The 17,048-nt window shown below is 69.4% G+C and carries 17 protein-coding genes; 8 read left to right on the forward strand and 9 right to left on the reverse strand.

What is annotated here, in order from left to right:
- Window positions 1-152: 152 nt before the first annotated feature.
- From VFQ64_RS02020 to ppk2, 4 genes are all read left to right on the forward strand, one after another.
- Window positions 153-428, forward strand: coding sequence for a chorismate mutase (locus tag VFQ64_RS02020; protein ID WP_325101624.1), 276 nt, complete (start codon window positions 153-155; stop codon window positions 426-428).
- Window positions 428-1,108, forward strand: a complete 681-nt coding sequence (locus tag VFQ64_RS02025; RefSeq protein WP_325101625.1) for a thymidylate kinase — start codon at window positions 428-430, stop codon at window positions 1,106-1,108. Before VFQ64_RS02020 ends, VFQ64_RS02025 begins: the two co-directional genes overlap by 1 nt.
- 109 nt (window positions 1,109-1,217) lie before the next feature.
- The gene (locus VFQ64_RS02030; RefSeq protein WP_325101626.1) at window positions 1,218-3,380 is read left to right on the forward strand and encodes a penicillin acylase family protein; all 2,163 of its coding nucleotides are present in this window, start codon (window positions 1,218-1,220) and stop codon (window positions 3,378-3,380) included.
- A gap of 2 nt (window positions 3,381-3,382) precedes the next feature.
- Window positions 3,383-4,138: a polyphosphate kinase 2 gene (ppk2, locus tag VFQ64_RS02035; protein ID WP_325101627.1), complete on the forward strand. Its 756-nt coding sequence runs from the start codon at window positions 3,383-3,385 to the stop codon at window positions 4,136-4,138.
- A 62-nt stretch (window positions 4,139-4,200) separates the two neighbouring features.
- Here the strand turns inward: ppk2 and VFQ64_RS02040 are convergent, their stop codons facing one another.
- From VFQ64_RS02040 to VFQ64_RS02070, 7 genes are all read right to left on the reverse strand, one after another.
- Window positions 4,201-5,469, reverse strand: coding sequence for a S1 family peptidase (locus VFQ64_RS02040; protein WP_325101628.1), 1,269 nt, complete (start codon window positions 5,467-5,469; stop codon window positions 4,201-4,203).
- A 38-nt stretch (window positions 5,470-5,507) separates the two neighbouring features.
- Complete coding sequence (locus tag VFQ64_RS02045; RefSeq protein WP_325101629.1) at window positions 5,508-6,260, reverse strand: SDR family NAD(P)-dependent oxidoreductase; 753 nt, start codon at window positions 6,258-6,260, stop codon at window positions 5,508-5,510.
- Complete coding sequence (locus tag VFQ64_RS02050; RefSeq protein ID WP_325101630.1) at window positions 6,257-6,445, reverse strand: ComEA family DNA-binding protein; 189 nt, start codon at window positions 6,443-6,445, stop codon at window positions 6,257-6,259. Before VFQ64_RS02050 ends, VFQ64_RS02045 begins: the two co-directional genes overlap by 4 nt.
- Complete coding sequence (locus tag VFQ64_RS02055) at window positions 6,442-7,050, reverse strand: peptidylprolyl isomerase (protein ID WP_325101631.1); 609 nt, start codon at window positions 7,048-7,050, stop codon at window positions 6,442-6,444. The genes VFQ64_RS02050 and VFQ64_RS02055 overlap by 4 nt, the downstream gene beginning before the upstream one ends.
- Before the next feature lie 175 nt (window positions 7,051-7,225).
- The gene (locus VFQ64_RS02060) at window positions 7,226-7,618 is read right to left on the reverse strand and encodes a hypothetical protein (RefSeq protein ID WP_325101632.1); all 393 of its coding nucleotides are present in this window, start codon (window positions 7,616-7,618) and stop codon (window positions 7,226-7,228) included.
- Window positions 7,619-7,688: 70 nt separating this feature from the next.
- Window positions 7,689-9,248: an AMP-binding protein gene (locus VFQ64_RS02065; RefSeq protein ID WP_325101633.1), complete on the reverse strand. Its 1,560-nt coding sequence runs from the start codon at window positions 9,246-9,248 to the stop codon at window positions 7,689-7,691.
- Between the two features lie 70 nt (window positions 9,249-9,318).
- Entirely contained in the window at window positions 9,319-10,638 is a 1,320-nt protein-coding gene (locus VFQ64_RS02070; RefSeq protein WP_325101634.1) for an MFS transporter, read from the reverse strand.
- 286 nt (window positions 10,639-10,924) lie between these two features.
- On the opposite strand from VFQ64_RS02070, the gene VFQ64_RS02075 reads away from it, so the two are divergent.
- The 3 genes from VFQ64_RS02075 (at window position 10,925) to VFQ64_RS02085 (ending at window position 13,909) form a co-directional block, all read left to right on the forward strand.
- Window positions 10,925-12,079: a thiolase domain-containing protein gene (locus VFQ64_RS02075; RefSeq protein ID WP_325101635.1), complete on the forward strand. Its 1,155-nt coding sequence runs from the start codon at window positions 10,925-10,927 to the stop codon at window positions 12,077-12,079.
- Window positions 12,079-12,462, forward strand: a complete 384-nt coding sequence (locus tag VFQ64_RS02080; protein WP_325101636.1) for a Zn-ribbon domain-containing OB-fold protein — start codon at window positions 12,079-12,081, stop codon at window positions 12,460-12,462. The genes VFQ64_RS02075 and VFQ64_RS02080 overlap by 1 nt, the downstream gene beginning before the upstream one ends.
- A gap of 139 nt (window positions 12,463-12,601) precedes the next feature.
- Window positions 12,602-13,909 (forward strand): MFS transporter, encoded by a 1,308-nt coding sequence (locus tag VFQ64_RS02085; RefSeq protein ID WP_325101637.1) that lies wholly within the window; start codon window positions 12,602-12,604, stop codon window positions 13,907-13,909.
- On the opposite strand, the gene VFQ64_RS02090 is transcribed toward VFQ64_RS02085, so the two are convergent.
- Window positions 13,906-14,679 carry an acyl-CoA thioesterase domain-containing protein gene (locus tag VFQ64_RS02090; protein ID WP_325101638.1) on the reverse strand — a complete coding sequence of 258 codons (774 nt, stop codon included), beginning with the start codon at window positions 14,677-14,679 and terminating at the stop codon, window positions 13,906-13,908. The genes VFQ64_RS02085 and VFQ64_RS02090 overlap by 4 nt on opposite strands.
- Before the next feature lie 63 nt (window positions 14,680-14,742).
- Here VFQ64_RS02090 and VFQ64_RS02095 point away from each other — a divergent pair, with 63 nt between their 5' ends.
- Complete coding sequence (locus VFQ64_RS02095; protein WP_325101639.1) at window positions 14,743-15,942, forward strand: MFS transporter; 1,200 nt, start codon at window positions 14,743-14,745, stop codon at window positions 15,940-15,942.
- A gap of 131 nt (window positions 15,943-16,073) precedes the next feature.
- On the opposite strand, the gene VFQ64_RS02100 is transcribed toward VFQ64_RS02095, so the two are convergent.
- A complete protein-coding gene (locus VFQ64_RS02100) occupies window positions 16,074-16,964 on the reverse strand; it encodes a prephenate dehydratase (RefSeq protein WP_325101640.1) in 891 nt (296 codons plus the stop codon).
- Window positions 16,965-17,048: the final 84 nt, after the last annotated feature.

Here is a 17,048-nt window from a genome sequence, read left to right on the forward strand (position 1 = left end):
AGGTGGCATGGCAAGGCTTGTCCGGCGCGGCGGTTATCCGCATTACCCCGGCAGGTGATCCGGTTCCCGTTCGTGGTGAGCGCAGTCGAAGCACATGCCCTTCGACTCCGCTCAGGACGAACGGAGGCGGGCCTGGGGGCGAAAGGAAGAAAATGGACGACGTGCTCGCGGGCTATCGCAAGAGCATCGACAATATCGACGCGGCGCTGGTCCACCTGCTCGCCGAGCGGTTCAAGGTGACGCAGGCGGTCGGGCGGTACAAGGCGACGGCCGGGTTGCCGCCGGCAGATGCGGGGCGCGAGGAACGGCAGATCGCGCGGTTGCGGCAGCTGGCGGCGGAGGCGGAGCTGGACCCGGAATTCTCCGAGGCGTTCCTGCGCTTCATCATCGAAGAGGTGATCCGCCACCACGAACGCCTGCAAGCCTGATGCTGCTGGCGATCGAGGGCGGCGACGGTGCGGGCAAGGCGACGGCGGCGGCGGCGGTGGCGGTGGCGCTGAACGCGGCCGGGCGATCGGCGACGGTGCTGTCGTTCCCGCGCTATGCCGACACGGCAGGCGGCTGGGCGTTGGGCGAGATGCTCGGCGGACGGCTGCCGCGCGAGGTTTCCCCGCGAGCGGCGGCGGTGCTCTACGCGCTCGACCGGCTGGAATCGCGCGATGTCTTGCTGGCGGCAGCGGCGAACCACGAGGTGGTGGTGCTCGATCGCTACATCGCCTCCAACCTCGTGTATCAGGCGGCGCGCGGGCCCTTGGCTGACGCGGAGGAGCTGATGCGCTGGACCTGGGCGCTGGAGACCGATGCCTTTGCGCTACCGCCGCCGGACCTGTCCGTCTATCTGGCGACGCCTGTCGACGTCGCGCGGCGGCAGATCGCGATGAAGCAGCAGCGGTCGTACACGGACGCGGCGTTTGACGTGAACGAGGCGGACGCGGCGCTGCAGGCGCGGGTGCGGGACAACTATGCGGCGCTGGGGGCAACGGGCTGGGCTGGGCGCTGGGTGACCGTGCAGACGGTGGCGCAGGGGGCAATGCGCGCGCCGGGCGAGATCGCGGCGGAGATCGTGGAGGCGTTGATATGGCCTTTCCCGGCGGACGCCGGGGCCTAGTCGGCCGCGCCGGATACAGGCACGAAGCTGAGTTAGATGACCGCATCTGGGCCCCGGCTTTCGCCGGGAAGGTGCTTTCGCCTTCCCGACGCTGGGCTATGGTAACGCCATGCGCCCGTTTCTCCTCGCTTCTTTGTCGGTGGCCCTGCTGGGCGCCGCCCCGGTTCCCACCGATCTCGGCCGCTGGCAGACCCAGGCTGCCCGCGTCAGCATCACGCGCGACGACTGGGGCATCGCGCATGTGCGGGGGCGATCGGACGCGGATGCGGTGTTCGGCGCCATCTATGCGCAGGCGGAGGACGATTTTCCGCGCATCGAGGCGAACTATCTGACCGCGCTCGGTCGCACCGCCGAGGCCGAGGGCGAGGCGGCGATCTGGGCGGACCTGCGTCAGCGGCTTTGGATCGACCCGATCGCGCTGCAAGCCGAGTATCGCCGCAGCCCGCCCTGGTTGCGGGTGCTGATGGATGCTTGGGCGGACGGACTGAATTTCTACCTGGCGAGGCACCCGACCGAGAAGCCGAGGGTGCTGACGCGGTTCGAGCCGTGGATGGCGCTGTCCTTTACCGAGGGCTCGATCGGCGGTGATATCGAGAAGGTCGACCTGGCCCGGCTCGCCGCATTTTACGGCACCCCTGCCCCGCAGCTGGCGCGGGTAGCGGAGGTCGATGCCGAGCCGCGCGGGTCCAACGGCATCGCGATCGGGCCGAAGCTGTCGGCGAACGGCCGCCCGCTACTGCTGGTCAACCCGCACACCAGTTTCTTCTTCCGCTCCGAGCTGCAGATGACCAGCGACGCCGGGCTCAACGCTTATGGCGCCAGCACCTGGGGGCAGTTCTTCATCTATCAGGGCTGGAACGATCGGGTCGGCTGGATGCACACGACGAGCGGTGTGGATGCCGTCGATGAGTTCGCGCTGGACGTGACCCGACGCGGGCCGGACCTGATCACCTATCGGTTCGGACGCGAGAACCGGCCGCTGGAGGTCTCGAGCGTGCGGCTGAAGTTCCGTAAGCCGGACGGCAGCCTGGGCGAGCGCAACTTCCTGACCTGGCGCTCGCAACACGGGCCAGTGACGCACAAGATCGGCGCCAAGTGGATCAGCACCGCGCTGATGCACCGGCCCGTGCCGGCGCTGGAGCAAAGCTGGCTGCGCACCCGCGCGCGCAGCTATCCCGAATTCCTGCGGGTCGCGGGGCGGCAGGCGAATTCGTCCAACAACACGGTGTATGCGGACGCGGACGGGCACACCGCGCTGCTGCTGCCGCAGTTCGTGCCGCTGCGCGACGACCGCTTCGATTATCGCCGGCCGGTGAACGGGAGCGATCCCGCCACCGCCTGGCGCGGGCTGACGCCGCTGGCGAAGTTGCCGGCGGTGACGGACCCGGCAGGCAGATGGCTTTACAACGCCAACGACGCGCCGTGGCGGGCGGCGGGCGCGGGCAGTCCGCGCGCGAACGCATACCCCCGTTACATGGATCAAGCGGGTGCCAATCCGCGCGGCGACCATGCGATCGCGCTGCTGGGTAAGGCTCGCGCGCTCGACTGGCAGGGGCTGCGCGCGATCGCCTATGATCCGTGGCTCTCCGCCTTCGCTGGGCTGATCCCGCAGCTGATCTCGGTGCGCGAGTACACCGCCGATCCGGCAGCGGCCGAGAGGCTGCGCGAACCGATTGCCGCGCTGACCCGCTGGGATCAGCGCGCCGCCGCCAACTCGACCGCGACCACGCTGGCGATGTTCTGGGCGGACGAGATGTGGCCCGAGGCGGTCAGCAACCAGCGCCCGCCGGAGCTGACGCCGTGGCGATGGCTGGAGACGGGGATGCCTGCCGGTGCCAAGCTGGCCGCGCTGGAGCGCGCGGTGGCGCGGCTCAAGCGGGACTTCGGCCGCTGGGACGTGCCCTGGGGCGAGGTCAACCGCTTCCAGCGCAACGATGCCGCAATCGTGCAGCGGTTCGACGATGCGAAGCCTTCGCTCCCCGTGCCGTTCGCCAGCGCGCGCTGGGGCAGCCTCGCCTCGTTCGGCGCGCGCGCCTATCCGGGTACGAGGCGGTGGTATGGGACGAGCGGGAACAGCTTCGTCGCGATCGTCGAGTTCGGCCCGCGGGTACGCGCCTGGGCGGTCACCGCCGGCGGCGAGAGCGGGCGGCCGGGATCGCCGCACTTCGCCAATCAGGCGAAACGCTATGCGGCGGGCGACCTCAGGCCGGTCTATTTTTGGCCGGATGAACTCGCCGGCCATGTCGAGCGTCGATACCGGCCGGGAGAATAGCATTGGGCGACAAGCACGACGACGAACTGGAGGCGCTGCAGCTGGCGCTGGTGCGAACGCAACTGGCGGCGCAGGCGTCGGGTGAGCGGACGGTGCTGATCCTGGAGGGACGCGACGGCGCGGGCAAGGACGGAACGATCAAGCGCATCGTCGAGCATCTGTCGCCGCGCGCGACGCGCGTGGTGGCGCTGCCCAAGCCCTCCGACCGCGAGCGGACGCAATGGTACTTTCAGCGCTATGTCGCGCATCTGCCCGCCGCGGGCGAGCTCGTGATCTTCAATCGATCCTGGTACAATCGCGCCGGGGTCGAGGTGGTGATGGGCTTCTCGACGCCAGCGCAGCAGGCCGAGTTCCTGCGCGACGCGCCCGATTTCGAGCGGATGCTGGTCGAGAGCGGGATCAGGCTGGTCAAGGTCTGGCTCGACATCTCCAAGGATGAGCAGAAGGCGCGCCTCGATGCGCGGCGCGAGGACCCGCTCAAGCAGCTCAAGATCAGCGACCTGGATGCGGTCGCGCAGTCGAGATGGAGCGACTATTCGGCTGCGCGCGACCTGATGCTGACGCGGACCCACACGCCGCTGGCGCCATGGGCCTGCGTCCGCGCGGACAAGAAGCCGCGGACGAGGATCGCGGTGATCCGGCACCTGCTCGGGCAGGTCGCGCCGGCCGAGATCGCCGCCGAGGTCGATGCGCCTGACCCCGAAGTGCTGTTCGCGTTCGAGACGGTGGCGATTGCGGACGGGCGGCTGGCGGCTTGATCCTCCCCGTTCACGGGGAGGGGGACCGTTGGGCGTAGCTCGGTGGTGGAGGGGCTTCGCCGCTAGCGAGCCGCCGGAGGAGAGGCCCCTCCACCAGCCTGCGGCTGGTCCCCCTCCCCTTGCAGGGGAGGATCAGCTACCAGCACGCGCCACCCCTCGGGCAGGTAATCGGTCGACTGATAATAATACAGGCTGCACGTCCCGTCGGCGCGTGTGCTCGAGCCCTTGACCAGCCCCAGCGCGACGGTACCGTCGAACACCGGGCCGCCGCTGTCGCCGGAGCGGCAGGACGGTCCCGCCACCGCCACCCAGGTCGGGGCGCAGGGGCCGCCGCACAGGTCGCCCGACGGCGCGAAATCGACATATTCGACCTCGGCGCAGCTATAGCCGGTGCGCTCGCCGCGATGGCAGACGACATCGCCGGCGCGGGTGCTGGCGCGCGGCCGCGCGCCGGTGACCGGGCGGCGGATGGTCTTGGCGTTATCGGCGAAGAACGCCGGTGCCAGCTCGGTGTTCGCCAGATGCAGCTGCACGTCCTGGAAGCTCCACCCCCATTGGCCGACGAAGCTGAGCGGCACCTGGCTGCGGTTGGCCTGGACGTAGGCAAGGTCGTCCGGACAGTGGGCGGCGGTGACGACACCGTTGCGCGTGCCGTCGGTGACGACGAAGCCGGTGGTGCAGGCGTAACGCTTGCCGTCGATCGGGCTGGTGCCGACGACGCGGGCGCCGCCCTCGATCGCGCTGTTCGCCGCCTGATCGAGGCGACGCACCACCACCGGCACACCGGTAAGGTCGGCGAAACGCTGTTCCAGTTGCTCCAACGGCTCCTCATCGACCCCGGCAACCATCACCGCCAGCGCGCCCGTCCGCTGGTCGATCCCCAGGCCAGGCGGTCGACGCAGACTGGCGCGGATCTCGGCCTGGTGCCGGGTCAGAGCGGACAGCAACGTCTCACGCGTAGCGAGCGCACCGACACGGAACTCGATCGCGACCGCCATGCCGCCGGCCTGGATGCGACGGTGGGGCACCGGGTCGGTGCCGGTCAGCAGCACGCGGATGAGATAGCCCGGGCGGTGCTCCACCGCGATGCCGGCGAGGCGGTCGCGGAACTCGGCGACAATGGCATCCGTGGTTGGGATCGTCTCGGCCTGAGCGCGAAGGTGCCGCTCCGCCTCGTCGACCGGCAACCCCGCGACCGCAGCCCAGGTCGCGGCATCGCGGACGAGTGCCGTGTCGGGGCTTTCGACCTGCGCCTGCGCGGCGGTGGCGAAAAGCAGCGCGAGTGCTGCGAAGATCGTCCTCAAGGCACGGAAGTCTTCGTGGGTCGGCATGAGGTGGGTCTAGCGGCGTCAGGCTGAACGGGAAGAATCTAGCTTCGTGCCACCTGAAACCCCGCGAAGCTCTGTGTCACCGGCATCAGCTCCAGCGTGTTGACGTTGAGATGTACCGGCAGCGTCGCGACCCACCAGAGCGTCTCGGCGATATCCTCCGCCGTCATCGGGTTCGCGCCGCCGTAGAGCTGATCGGACGCCGCCTGGCTGCCGGTGCGCACGGTCGTGAACTCGGTCTCGACCATGCCGGGCTCGATCGAGGTGACGCGGACGCCGGTGCCGTGCAGGTCGGCGCGCAGGTTGAGGCTGAGCTGGCGGATGAACGCCTTGGTCGCGCCATAGACGTTGCCGCCCGGATAGGGGTAGTTCGCCGCGACCGACGACAGGTTGATGACCCCGCCGCGCCGCTCGATCAGGGTCGGCAGCAGACGGTGGGTCAGCGCCACCACCGAAACGATGTTGGTGTCGATCATCACCTGCCAGTCGCTGAGCTTCGCCGCTTGCGCCGGGGCGGTGCCGAGCGCGAGCCCCGCGTTGTTGACCAGCAGGTCGACGCCCGCGAAGCCCGTCGGCAGCCCGGCGATGGCGGCCTCGCGCGCGACCTCGTCGCGCATGTCGAAAGCGAGCGGGTGGAGCGCGTCGCCGAGCTCGGCTGCGAGCGCGTGGAGGCGCTGCTGCCGGCGGCCGGTGGCGATCACCCGCCAGCCACCCGCAACGAACCGCCGCGCCGCCGCCGCGCCGATGCCGGCGGTGGCGCCGGTGATGAGCGCGGTCTTGGGCGCGGTTTTCACAGCGAGAGCTCCGCCCGGGCGGCATCGTCCAGCTTGCCCGCGAGGCCGGGCACCTCGTCAAGCTGGCGCAGCGCGGTGAACTTTCCACGATCCTCGCGATAGCGCACAATCTCATAACCGTGGCCCGCGAGCGGCGGATGGGCGTCAAGGGCGGCCTGATCGGCGGTGTTCACGTTCACGCTCATATTCCCAGGGTCCAGGGTTTTGGCCGGCCGGTCGGGCGGGCGACACCGTCCAGACGCACGGCGCGGCGAATGGTGACGGGACGCACCAGCATCTGGCCCTTCATCGCCCCCGAGCCGCCCGGTCCGGTCGGTTGCGCAAGGATGCGCTTGACCACGTCCATGCCCGCGACGACGCGGCCGAACACCGCATAGCCGGGCGCGCCGGGGCGGGCGTCCATGCCCGGGTTCGCGCCGACCGAGATCGAGAAATTGCCGGTCGCCGAGTTCTCGCGCTCGAACCGGGCCATCGAGATCGCGCCGTCGATATGGCGGAGGCCGGTGCGGCTCGTCGGCTCCAGCGGCACCGGCGGCAGGACGCGGCGTGCCTCCATGCCGATCCCGCCCTGGATGAAGCCCCCCGGCCCCGCCTTGCGCCGCGCGGCGCGGACGAAGGCGACGCCGTCGAACCGGCCGTCGTCGACATAGCGCAGGAAGTTGGCGGCGGTCTTGGGCGCGCGGCGAGCATCGAGTGCCACGGTGATCGGCCCGGCGGCGGTGTCGAGGCGGACGCGCACAATGTTGGGGGGCGCGGCGCCGAGCAGGAGCAGGAGGGGAAGGAAGCGCATGAAAGCGCCCTAGCCTCGGCTCCCACCCTCGTCACCCCGAGGCCGAGCGCGCGTGCCGCTTCTTCCGCCTTCGGCGCAAGGCAGCGGGACCGGGGTGCAAGGCCGGCGTCACGGGAAAGGTGCGTCGGGCGCGGAACTTCGACGCTTCGGGGCGTGGAAGGTGAGGAAATGCACGCTACGTCCGCAGCGCGATCGCTCCCGACGCGGGACCGGCCCGGGCGGCGCACCGCGAGGATGTATTGCGCGAACCGGTCGTCATAGCTGCGGCGCTCGCCGACCTGACGGCCACGGTACAGGATCGGGCGGGCGATGCCCCCGAGCGCGCGCCCGGTAAACGACGGCGCCGGCTCGGGTCGGGCGAGTGCGGGTCCCACGCCGCGGCGAAGCTGACCGCGTCGGCCCGTGCGCGCAGGCGGTAGGCGGTCTGGAAGCTCCGCCCCACCAGGCGCGCGGCGACGACGACGCAGCGGACATCCGCCAAGGCGGCGATGAAGTCGCGCTGACGCTGCGGGGTCCAGCCGTCGCGCCGGGCGCGGACGGGCACGGGGGTGAAGGGAGAATCACTCATCCGGCAGTGTGGAGCACAGGTCGGAGGCTGTAGGACAGCGTGATTGGCTATGGTAGGGGAACGCGGGCTGTCAAATTTGCCGCTCGCGCCCCGCCCAGTACGGCGCCCGCACTTTGCCACGCTGGATCTTGCCTGCCTCGCTGCGGGGCAGCTCGGTGGCGAAATCGAGCGAACGGGGAACCTTGAACGACGGCAGCGCCGCGCGGGCGTGGGCCAGGATTTCCTGCGCCAGTACGTCGGAAGGTTCAAAGCCCGGCTTCAGCGCCACCACCGCCCGCACCTCCTCGCCCCATTCCGGGTGGGGGATGCCGACGGTGGCGCTGTCGGCGACCGCGTCATGTTTGATCAACTGGTTGTCGACCTCCTGCGGGTAGATGTTGACCCCGCCGGAGATGATTGTCTCGGCGCTGCGGCCGGTCAGGAACAAATAGTCGTCCGCGTCGAAATATCCGACATCGCCCATCGTGAAAAAGCCATCGACGCGCGTCGCGGCGGTCTTGCCGTTGTCCTTGTAGTAGGTGAAGCCGCCGGGCGGCAGCTGATGATAGATGCCGCCCTCCTGCCCGTTGGGCAGCTCGCGGCCCTCGTCGTCGAGGATGCGGACCTGCATCAGCAGCGGGCGCTTGCCGACGCTGCCGGGCTTCCTAAGCCATTCGTCGCTATCGATGAAGAAGCCCGCACCGCCCTCCGACCCAGCATAATATTCGGTCAGCACCGGGCCGAACCAGGCGATCATCGCCCGCTTCACCTCCGGCGCGCACGGCGCGGCGCCGTGGATCAGGAAACGGACGCTGTCGACGGGATAGCGCGCCTTCACCGCATCGGGCAGCGCGAGCAGCCGCTGCATCATGATCGGCACCAGATGCAGGTGCGTGACCCGGCGTCCGGCGATGAGGCGCAGCACGGTCTCGGAATCCCACTTGTCGACGAACACCAGCGGCGCGCCGGTCGAGGTGGCGGCGGTCAGGTCGAAGACGAAGGGCGCGGCGTGATAGGCGGGGCCGGCGCACAGCTGCACCGAATCCGGGCCATAGCCGCGGGTCGCATAAGCCGCCTGCGGGATCGGCACCGGCTGCGGGCGGTGCACGCCCTTGGGCCGGCCGGTGGTGCCCGAAGTGTACATCATCGTGCCGCCGAGCACCGGGTCGGGCAGGTCGCCTGCGTCCAGGTCCGCCAGCGCCGCGGCATAGTCCTCGAAGCCGTCGATCGTCCCGCCGACGCTCAGGCGCACCGCGACCTCGCCCGCCTGTGCCATTGCCGCCGCGACCGGCGCGCGGCCCGCCTCGGCGATCACCGCCTTCGCCTCGCAATCGGCAATGATGTAGCCGATCTCCTCGGCGGTCAGGTGCCAGTTGACCGGCGTCAGTCGAAAGCCGCCGCGCAGGCAGGCGGCGGTCACCTCGACGAATGCGACGCGGTTGGAGCAGATCATCGCTACTGCGTCGCCGGCGCCGAGCCCGTAGGCACGCAACCGTCGCACCAGCCGATTGGCGTTGCCGTTCACCGTCGCGAAGCTGTGCTCGGTTCCGTCGGGGTCCACGACCGCGACACCGTCCGGCCGCAGCGCCGCCCACACCGCCAGCTTGGTTCCGGTCAGCCCGGCGGCGTCGAGTTGCGCTTCGAGCTTCATGACGATGGACCCGCCGCGGCAACGCCGGCTCGTCGAACAGGCTGAAGCCCGCCGGCCGCGCTTGCGCGAGTCATCGGGACACCGCCGGCTGCCGCGCTTCGCCCTGCTGGCGCTTCAGCAGGACGCCCGCGCGCCAATAGTGGAAGATCGCCCAGGGTGTGATGCTGGCCATGATGACCAACGCCCAGCGCAGCGAGTCCTGCTTGCCCGCCCATGGCACCAGCAGGTCGCTGATGACGCCGATCAGCGTCGGGCCGAGGCCGAGGCCGATCATGTTGATGACCAGCAGCGTGATCGCCGCCCACATCGCCCGCATCCGCAGCGGCGCCAGCCCCTGAAGCAGCGCAAAGGTAGGGCCGAGATAGCTGGAGGCGAACAGGATCTGAATGCCATAGGCGGTCACCGCCACCATCGGCTGGTCGGTCAGGTAGAACAGCAGGGTGAAGGGCAGCGCCACGACCTTGAGCAGCGCCACCATCCAGCTCTGCGTATGCATGCCCCAGCGTTTCGCCGACCAGTCCGCCAGGCGGCCGCCGCCGACGCCGGAGACCGTTCCCAATAGCGCCGCGACCAGCCCGAACAGCCCCGCCTGCGTGATCGAGAAGCCGAGCGAGCGCTGCAGGTAGCTGAGGCCGAAGGCGGTCAGCGCATAGCCGATCAGCGAGGTCAGCGTGACCCCGCACACCAGGTGACGGGCCGCGCCATTGCGCCAGATGTCCTTGAATGCCGATGCCATGGTCGGCATGGCCGAGGTGTCCTTGACCTGCGCGGCTTCGGACTGGCCGCGGCGCGGCTCGACCACGAACAGGCGCACGATGATCGCGAGCAGCAGGCCCGGCGCGCCGATCGCCATGATCGCGACGCGCCAGCCATAGGCGGCGGCGAGCTGTGAACCGATCAGCGTGCCGAAGCCGCCGCCCAGCACCACCCCCAACGTATAGATCGCCATCGCGCTGGCGCGCTTCTCCACCGGATAAAGGTCGGCGATGATCGAATGGCTCGGCGGGCTCGATCCGGCCTCGCCGATGCCGACGCCGATCCGCGCCAGCAGCAGCTGGACGAAGTTCTGCGCGACGCCGCACACCACGGTCATGGCGCTCCAGATCGCCAGTGATACGGCAATGATGTTGCGCCGGTTGCTGCGGTCGGCGAGCCGCGCCACGGGGATACCCAGACCCGCGTAAAAGATGGCGAATGCCAGACCCGACAGCAGGCCCAGCTGGGTGTCCGAGAGCTGGAGATCGGCCTTGATCAGCTCCAGCAGGATCGCGAGGATCTGCCGGTCCATGTAGCTGAAGAAATAGGTCAGCGTCAGCAGCGCCAGCGTCAGCGTGCGCCGGCGCAGCGCCCTGTCCGCGACATGGTCCGCCTCGATCGCGGCGCCCGTCAACGCTCGGCGCCCCGCCCAAGCCGGGTATCGATGGCGGTCATGACATCCCTTCCCTCGCGTTCACGATCACCTTCGCGCGCAATTGGAGGGTGCGGTACGGACGTGCGCTCGTCAAGCTTCCAACAGGGGCCGGGCGCGATCAACGGTTTACGCAACGCGTCCGCCCTCCTCGCGCCGAGCGCCGCTGCCGCTTTCCGAAGTCTTGGTATGGGCGGAGCACCGCATGGCCGCTTGACGCGCCGCCCTGTTGTTCGGCACAGCGCACCGGCAACGGAGGGGTCCGCGGGTGACGATACGCGACAAGGCTTACATCGCGGGCGCCTGGGAGCATCCGACCCGGCTGGCGCCCGACAAGACGACACCGCAGCTCCATGCCGAATGCGCCGCGGGTGCGCTGGCCGACGCCGGACTGAGCGTGGCGGACGTCGACGGCTATTTCTGTGCGGGCGACGCGCCGGGGTTCGGCGGGCTGTCGATGATCGACTATCTGGGGCTGAACGTCCGGCACACCGACTCCACCGAGACCGGCGGCTCCTCTTATATCCTCCATGTCTCCCATGCGGCGCAGGCGATCGCGGCGGGCAAGTGCTCGGTGGCGCTGATCACGCTGGCCGGGCGGCCGCGGTCGGAGCCGTTCCGGCGCTTTCCCGGCGGCGCGCCGGAAGCGCCGTTCGAGGGCTGGGTCGGGATGTCGACGCACAACAGCTATGGCATGTGCGCCGCGCGGCACATGCACGAATATGGCACGACGTCAGAGCAGTTGGCGTGGATCAAGGTCGCGGCCAGCACCCATGCCCAGCACAATCCACACGCCATGCTGCGCGACGTGGTCAGCGTCGAGGACGTGCTCGCCTCGCCGATGATCTCCGACCCGCTCCACCGGCTCGACTGCTGCGTCGTCTCGGACGGCGGCGGCGCGCTGCTGGTGGTCGCACCCGAAATCGCCCGGAGCCTGAAACGCCCGCTGGTGGCGGTGCGCGGCGCGGGCGAGGCGGTGAAGGGGCCTGCGGGCGGCCGCGACCTCGACCTGACCACGTCGGCTGCCGCCGTGTCGGGGCCGGCGGCGTTCAAGGAGGCAGGCGTCACCCCCGCGGACATCAAATACGCCTCGATCTATGACAGCTTCACGATCACCGTGCTGATCCAGCTGGAGGATCTGGGCTTTTGCGCCAAGGGCGACGGCGGGCGCTTCGTCGACGACGGCAATCTGATCGCCGGCTCGGGCAAGCTGCCGTTCAACACCGATGGCGGTGGCTTGTGTAACAATCACCCCACAAATCGCGGCGGCATCACCAAGGTCATCGAGGCAGTGCGCCAGCTGCGCGGCGAGGCGCACCCCGCCGTGCAGGTACCGGACTGCGACCTGGCGGTGGCGACCGCGATCGGCGGCTCGCTCGGCGCACGGCATGGTGCCGCCACCCTCATCCTGGAGCGCCAGTGATGCGCAAGCTAAGTCCGCCCGAGGTCACGCCCGAGACCCAGCCCTTCTGGGACGCCGCCGCTGAGGGCAAGCTGCTGATCAAGCGGTGCGGAGCGTGCGACGCGCCGCATTACTATCCGCGTGCGCTCTGCCCCTTCTGCCTGTCCGCCGACACGCGGTGGGAGGAGACCGACGGGGCGGGCACGATCTATAGCCTGTCCACCATGCGCCGCGGCCCGGACGCGCCGTTCACGCTCGCCTATGTCACCCTCGATCAAGGGCCGGCGGTGCTGACCAACATCGCCGCCGACGACCATGACGCGCTGGCGATCGGCCAGCGGGTGCGGGTGCGGTTCGCACCCACCGAGGGCGCGCCCTATCCCATGTTCGCGCCGGAGACGTGAGGCTTGACAGCAACCGTCATGCTGAACTGGTTTCAGCATCCATGCGGACCAATGGCCACTCGTTCGGGGCTGGCCGTCGCGCATGGACCCTGAAACAAGTTCAGGCTGAAGTGGAGCTTTTGGTGAGCTTCGTACCAAGGTGACGGAGGGGCTGGCGGCGCGCGAGGCGGCGAACGACGCGTTCATCGAGCGCAATCTGCGGCGCAATTTTACCGGACACTTCATCCACGGCATGCTCGGGCTGACCGGGTTTCGGCTGATGTACGCGCCGACGCTAATCCCCAGCTACATCCACCTGCTGACCGGATCGGCGGCGATGGTCGGGCTGGGCCAGGCGTTGCTCCAGCTCGGCGCGGTGCTGTCGCCGATCGTCGGCGCGTCGCGGATCGAGCACCGCGCGCGCGTTCTGCCCTATGCGATTCGGGTCGGCTCGCTGATGCGGTTGCAGGTGCTGGGGTTGGCGTTGGCGGGGTGGTTCCTGAATGGTCCGGTGCTGACTGGGGTGACGCTGGCGCTGTTCTTCCTGCTCGGCATCTTCACCGGTACGCAGCGCGTCGCGTTCCAGATGCTGATGGCGAAGGTCATCCCGATCGCACGGCGCGGGCGACTGCAAGGCTATCGCAACCTCGCCGGCGGCGCGATCGCCGCGGCGCTGTCGTACTGGGCGGGCGCGTTCCTGATCGAGCGCAACGTGCTCGGCAACGGCTATGCCACGACCTTCTTCGTCACCTTCGTGCTGACCTCGATGGGGCTGGCGGTGCTGAGGGTGATGATGGTCGAGCCCGATCCCGTCCAGCTGCGCGCGGCGACGCCCTTTCGCGAGCGGCTGCGCGATCTGCCGGCGCTGTTGGCGGATCGCGACTATCGCTGGTTCATCGTCGCGCAGGCGCTGACGATCGCGGGTCGCGTCGCCGCCCCCTTTTACGTCCTGGTCGCGGCCGAGCGGATGGGGATGGACGGGCGCACGATCGGCCTGCTCTCCTTTGCGTTCCTGGGTGCGGACACGCTGTCCAACCTGCTCTGGGGACAGATGGGCGATCGGCTCGGCTTCCGCATCGCCTTTGTGTGCTCGGTCGTGTTGTGGATCGCGGGTATCACGTTGCTGCTGGTCGCGACCGACGCTTGGGGGATCGTCGCCAGCTTCTGCGCGCTCGGGGCGGCGAGTTCGGGCTATATGATGAGCGCGACGACGATGGTGCTCGAGTTCGGCGCCCGTCAGGACACCACGATGCGCCTTGCCCTGTCGACCACGGTCGAGGGCGTGATCGCCGCCGCCGGGCCGCTGATCGGTGGCGTGGTGGTGGAGTTGCTGGGCGCGCGGGCCCTGATGGGGGTGGCGCTGGGCTTTCTGGTGGCGGCGCTGCTGGTGCTGCTGCTGAGGGTGCGTGAGCCGCGGCGTAGGGTGCGGGCCGTGCTCGGCGACGATCTCGGCAGCGGCGAGGACTAACGCGGTTTGAGCGCTTGTTTCTGAGCGAGCGCAAGGCAGGTGGCGAGGCCGATCGGCCCCGTCTCGTCGTATAGCCGGCATTGTCCCAGCGCGACGCCGGCGTCCGCGTCGTGGTAGTCGCTCTCGAAGCCGATCCACTCGCCCGCCGGGAGCCGGTGCAGCGCCAGTGTCACGTCGGTATTGATATAGCCGAGCCCCTCCGACCCGCTATGCGCGAACGGGCTGGCGAAGTCGCATGCGGCCGCGACGCGCTGGAACGGCGTCAGCGGCAGCCCAGCCACCATCGGCCGCAGCTCGCGCATCCAGCCGCGCCGCTGGCCCGCCGTCGCGAACGCGCCACTGATCGGGCGGAAGTCCCAGATGGCGTGAGGCATGGCTGCAAGGGCAACGGTGTCGGGGCCCGGCACGTCCCAGCCCTCGCGCTTCCAAACCTCGCCGGGCGCGTTCTCCGCCGCCAGCAGGAACTGGCAGGTCGCCCGCGCCATATCGACACCGCCCGATACGAAACGCGCATCGACGACCAGGATACGCCGCCCCTCGCGCACCACATAGGTGTCGACCGTCACCGGATCGAAGCCGGGCAGCCGGTACAAGTCCACCGTCATCCGCGCCGGCAGCCAACCCGCACGGCCGTGGCGCTGTTCCAGAACGGTGCCGAGCAGCCCCGCCACGACGCGGCCGTTGAGCGATTGCGGATTCCACGGGCCGCGTGCGAGCGGCAGCGGCTGAAACGCGTCGTCGGCGGGGCGGAAAAACGCTTCTTCATCCATCGTCACGCCGTGCAGCGGACAGGGTCGCTTGTCCAACCCCGCAAAGCCGTGTCTTAGGTACGCATGGCCGCCGATCGCTCTTCCAACCTGGCTGCGGGAAGCCTGGTCGGTGTCATGTTCATCAACATGCTCGGCTTCGGCATCATCATCCCGCTGCTGCCCTTTTACGGTCAGGCGCTGAACGCCGACCCCTGGCAGATCGCGCTGATCTTCTCCGCCTTCTCGATGGGCGCGTTCTTTGGCGAGCCGGTATGGGGGCGGCTGAGCGACCGCATCGGACGCAAGCCACTGCTATTATCGACCGTCACGGGCACGATGCTCTGCTATCTGGCGCTCGCCTTCGCGCCCGATATCTGGACCGCGTTCGTGATCCGCTTCGTCGGCGGGGCGGCGAGCGGCAACGGGTCGGTGATGCAGGGCTATATCGCCGACGTCACCGCGCCGGAGAAGCGCGCGCGGCGGCTGAGCTGGATCGGCGCGTCGGCCAGCCTGGGGCTGGTCGTCGGGCCGTCGATCGGCGGCATCTTCGCGCAGACCCATGCCGGGCCGGCGGGGTTCCGGGTGCCACTGCTGATCGCGGCCGGGCTGTCGGCGACGTGCCTTGTCGCAATTATGCTATTCATTCGCGAGCCGTTGCGGACCCGCGAGGTACGGCCGCACCAGAGCCGGCTGGAAGCGCTGGGCGAGGTGACCAGCCACCCGGTGATCGGCCGGCTGATGCTGCTCACCTTTCTGGTAGGCTTCGCCTTTACCGGCATCGAATCGGTGTTCGGTCTGTGGGGCGAAGCGCGGTTCGCCTGGGGGCCAAAGGAGGTCGGCTGGTGCTTTGCGTTCGCCGGCGCGGTCTCTGCGGTGACGCAGTTCTTCGTCACCGGCCCCCTGTCGGAGCGGTTCGGCGAGGCGCGGGTGCTGGCGGCAGGCATGGCGCTGACGGTGCTCGGCTGCCTCGGCCAGATCTGGTCGACCGGGATCGCGATGACGACCGTGCTGCTGGCGGTAACCGCGCTGGGACAGTCGGTGAGCTGGCCCAATGTCGGCGCGCTGATCTCGCGCAACGCCGACCCCGCCAAGCAGGGCCAGGTGCTGGGCCTGAACAACGCAACCGGCGCGCTGGCGCGGTTCGTCGGGCCGCTGACGGCGGGGCTGGCGTTCGCGCACCTGTCGATCGACGCGCCGTTCGTGATCGCGGCGCTGATCGTCGCGCCGGCGATCCTGCTGGCGTTGAGTGCTGCCGGGCGGGCTTCAGGCGACCAGGCCCGGTAGGATCTTCCCCGGCGAAGGCCGGGGCCTAGTTTCCCAAGGTTCGTCTCGCAGGATTGCGCTTCGACCACGATGTTCATGGCAGCTGGACCCCGGCCTTCGCCGGGGAGGAGCTTGAGGCGATGTGCTGCTTCTTACCCCCGCTTGCGCGCCTGCCGATAGGTGCCCAGCACCCGCATCCATTTCGCGTGGAAGCCCAATTCGTCGAGCGCGCGGTCGAGCCCGACGTCGCCGGGCCTGCCCTCCACATCGGCATAGAATTCGCTCGCGGAGAAGCTGCCGCCTCGCTGATAGCTTTCCAGCTTGGTCATGTTGACGCCGTTGGTCGCGAAGCCGCCCAGCGCCTTGTAGAGCGCGGCGGGGACGTTCTTCACTTCGAAGATCAGCGTCGTCATCCACGCCCCCTCCCCCACCGGGCGCGTACCGCCGCGCGCGAGCACCACGAAGCGGGTGGTGTTGTGATCGGCGTCGGCGATGTCGCCCGCGAGAACGTCGAGGCCGTACAGCGCCGCCGCACCCGGCGGGGCGAGTGCTGCAACGCTCGCCTCCCCGCGCTCCGCCACCAGCGCCGCGGCACCGGCGGTGTCGGGGTAGCTGACCGGCGCCATGCCATGCGCCTTCAGCCAGTGGCGGCACTGGCCCAGCGCCTGCGGATGGCTGACCGCCTCGCGCACCGCGCCGATCGGCCCCAGCCCCATCAAAGCGTAGCGGATCGCCAGAAAATGCTCGCCGGTGATGACCAGCCCCGATTCCGGCAACAGGAAGTGGATGTCGGCGACCCGGCCGTGCAGCGAGTTCTCGATCGGGATGATCGCGCAGTCGGCGCGTCCCTCCTTCACCGCGTCGATCGCGTCGGCGAAGTCGAAGCAGGGCAGCGGCAAGCCGTTGGGAAATGCCTCAAGCGCCGCGATGTGGCTATTGGCGCCCGGTGCACCCTGGAACGCGACGGCGCGGTCGGGTGCGTCGGCGGCGGCTGCGGTCATCGACGCGACCAGGTTTCGGGCCGGGGTGGGGAAGTTCTCCATCTGACGCATCCGTTAGCCGGACCGTCGCGCTTGCGGTAGGGGCGGCGCTTTTCTAAGGGTCGCGCGTTCTTCTGCCCGCCCAAC

This window comes from Sphingomonas sp. (genome assembly GCF_035714405.1).
GTDB lineage: Bacteria > Pseudomonadota > Alphaproteobacteria > Sphingomonadales > Sphingomonadaceae > Sphingomonas.

What these genes read in the sequence shown, in the direction of transcription:
- VFQ64_RS02020 (WP_325101624.1), top strand. Translation starts at nt 153, where the DNA reads ATGGACGACGTGCTCGCGGGCTATCGCAAGAGCATCGACAATATCGAC.
- VFQ64_RS02025 (WP_325101625.1), top strand. Translation starts at nt 428, where the DNA reads ATGCTGCTGGCGATCGAGGGCGGCGACGGTGCGGGCAAGGCGACGGCG.
- VFQ64_RS02030 (WP_325101626.1), top strand. Translation starts at nt 1,218, where the DNA reads ATGCGCCCGTTTCTCCTCGCTTCTTTGTCGGTGGCCCTGCTGGGCGCC.
- VFQ64_RS02040 (WP_325101628.1), bottom strand. Translation starts at nt 5,469, where the DNA reads ATGCCGACCCACGAAGACTTCCGTGCCTTGAGGACGATCTTCGCAGCA.
- VFQ64_RS02050 (WP_325101630.1), bottom strand. Translation starts at nt 6,445, where the DNA reads ATGAGCGTGAACGTGAACACCGCCGATCAGGCCGCCCTTGACGCCCAT.
- VFQ64_RS02055 (WP_325101631.1), bottom strand. Translation starts at nt 7,050, where the DNA reads ATGCGCTTCCTTCCCCTCCTGCTCCTGCTCGGCGCCGCGCCCCCCAAC.
- VFQ64_RS02060 (WP_325101632.1), bottom strand. Translation starts at nt 7,618, where the DNA reads ATGAGTGATTCTCCCTTCACCCCCGTGCCCGTCCGCGCCCGGCGCGAC.
- VFQ64_RS02065 (WP_325101633.1), bottom strand. Translation starts at nt 9,248, where the DNA reads ATGAAGCTCGAAGCGCAACTCGACGCCGCCGGGCTGACCGGAACCAAG.
- VFQ64_RS02080 (WP_325101636.1), top strand. Translation starts at nt 12,079, where the DNA reads ATGCGCAAGCTAAGTCCGCCCGAGGTCACGCCCGAGACCCAGCCCTTC.
- VFQ64_RS02090 (WP_325101638.1), bottom strand. Translation starts at nt 14,679, where the DNA reads ATGGATGAAGAAGCGTTTTTCCGCCCCGCCGACGACGCGTTTCAGCCG.
- VFQ64_RS02095 (WP_325101639.1), top strand. Translation starts at nt 14,743, where the DNA reads ATGGCCGCCGATCGCTCTTCCAACCTGGCTGCGGGAAGCCTGGTCGGT.
- VFQ64_RS02100 (WP_325101640.1), bottom strand. Translation starts at nt 16,964, where the DNA reads ATGGAGAACTTCCCCACCCCGGCCCGAAACCTGGTCGCGTCGATGACC.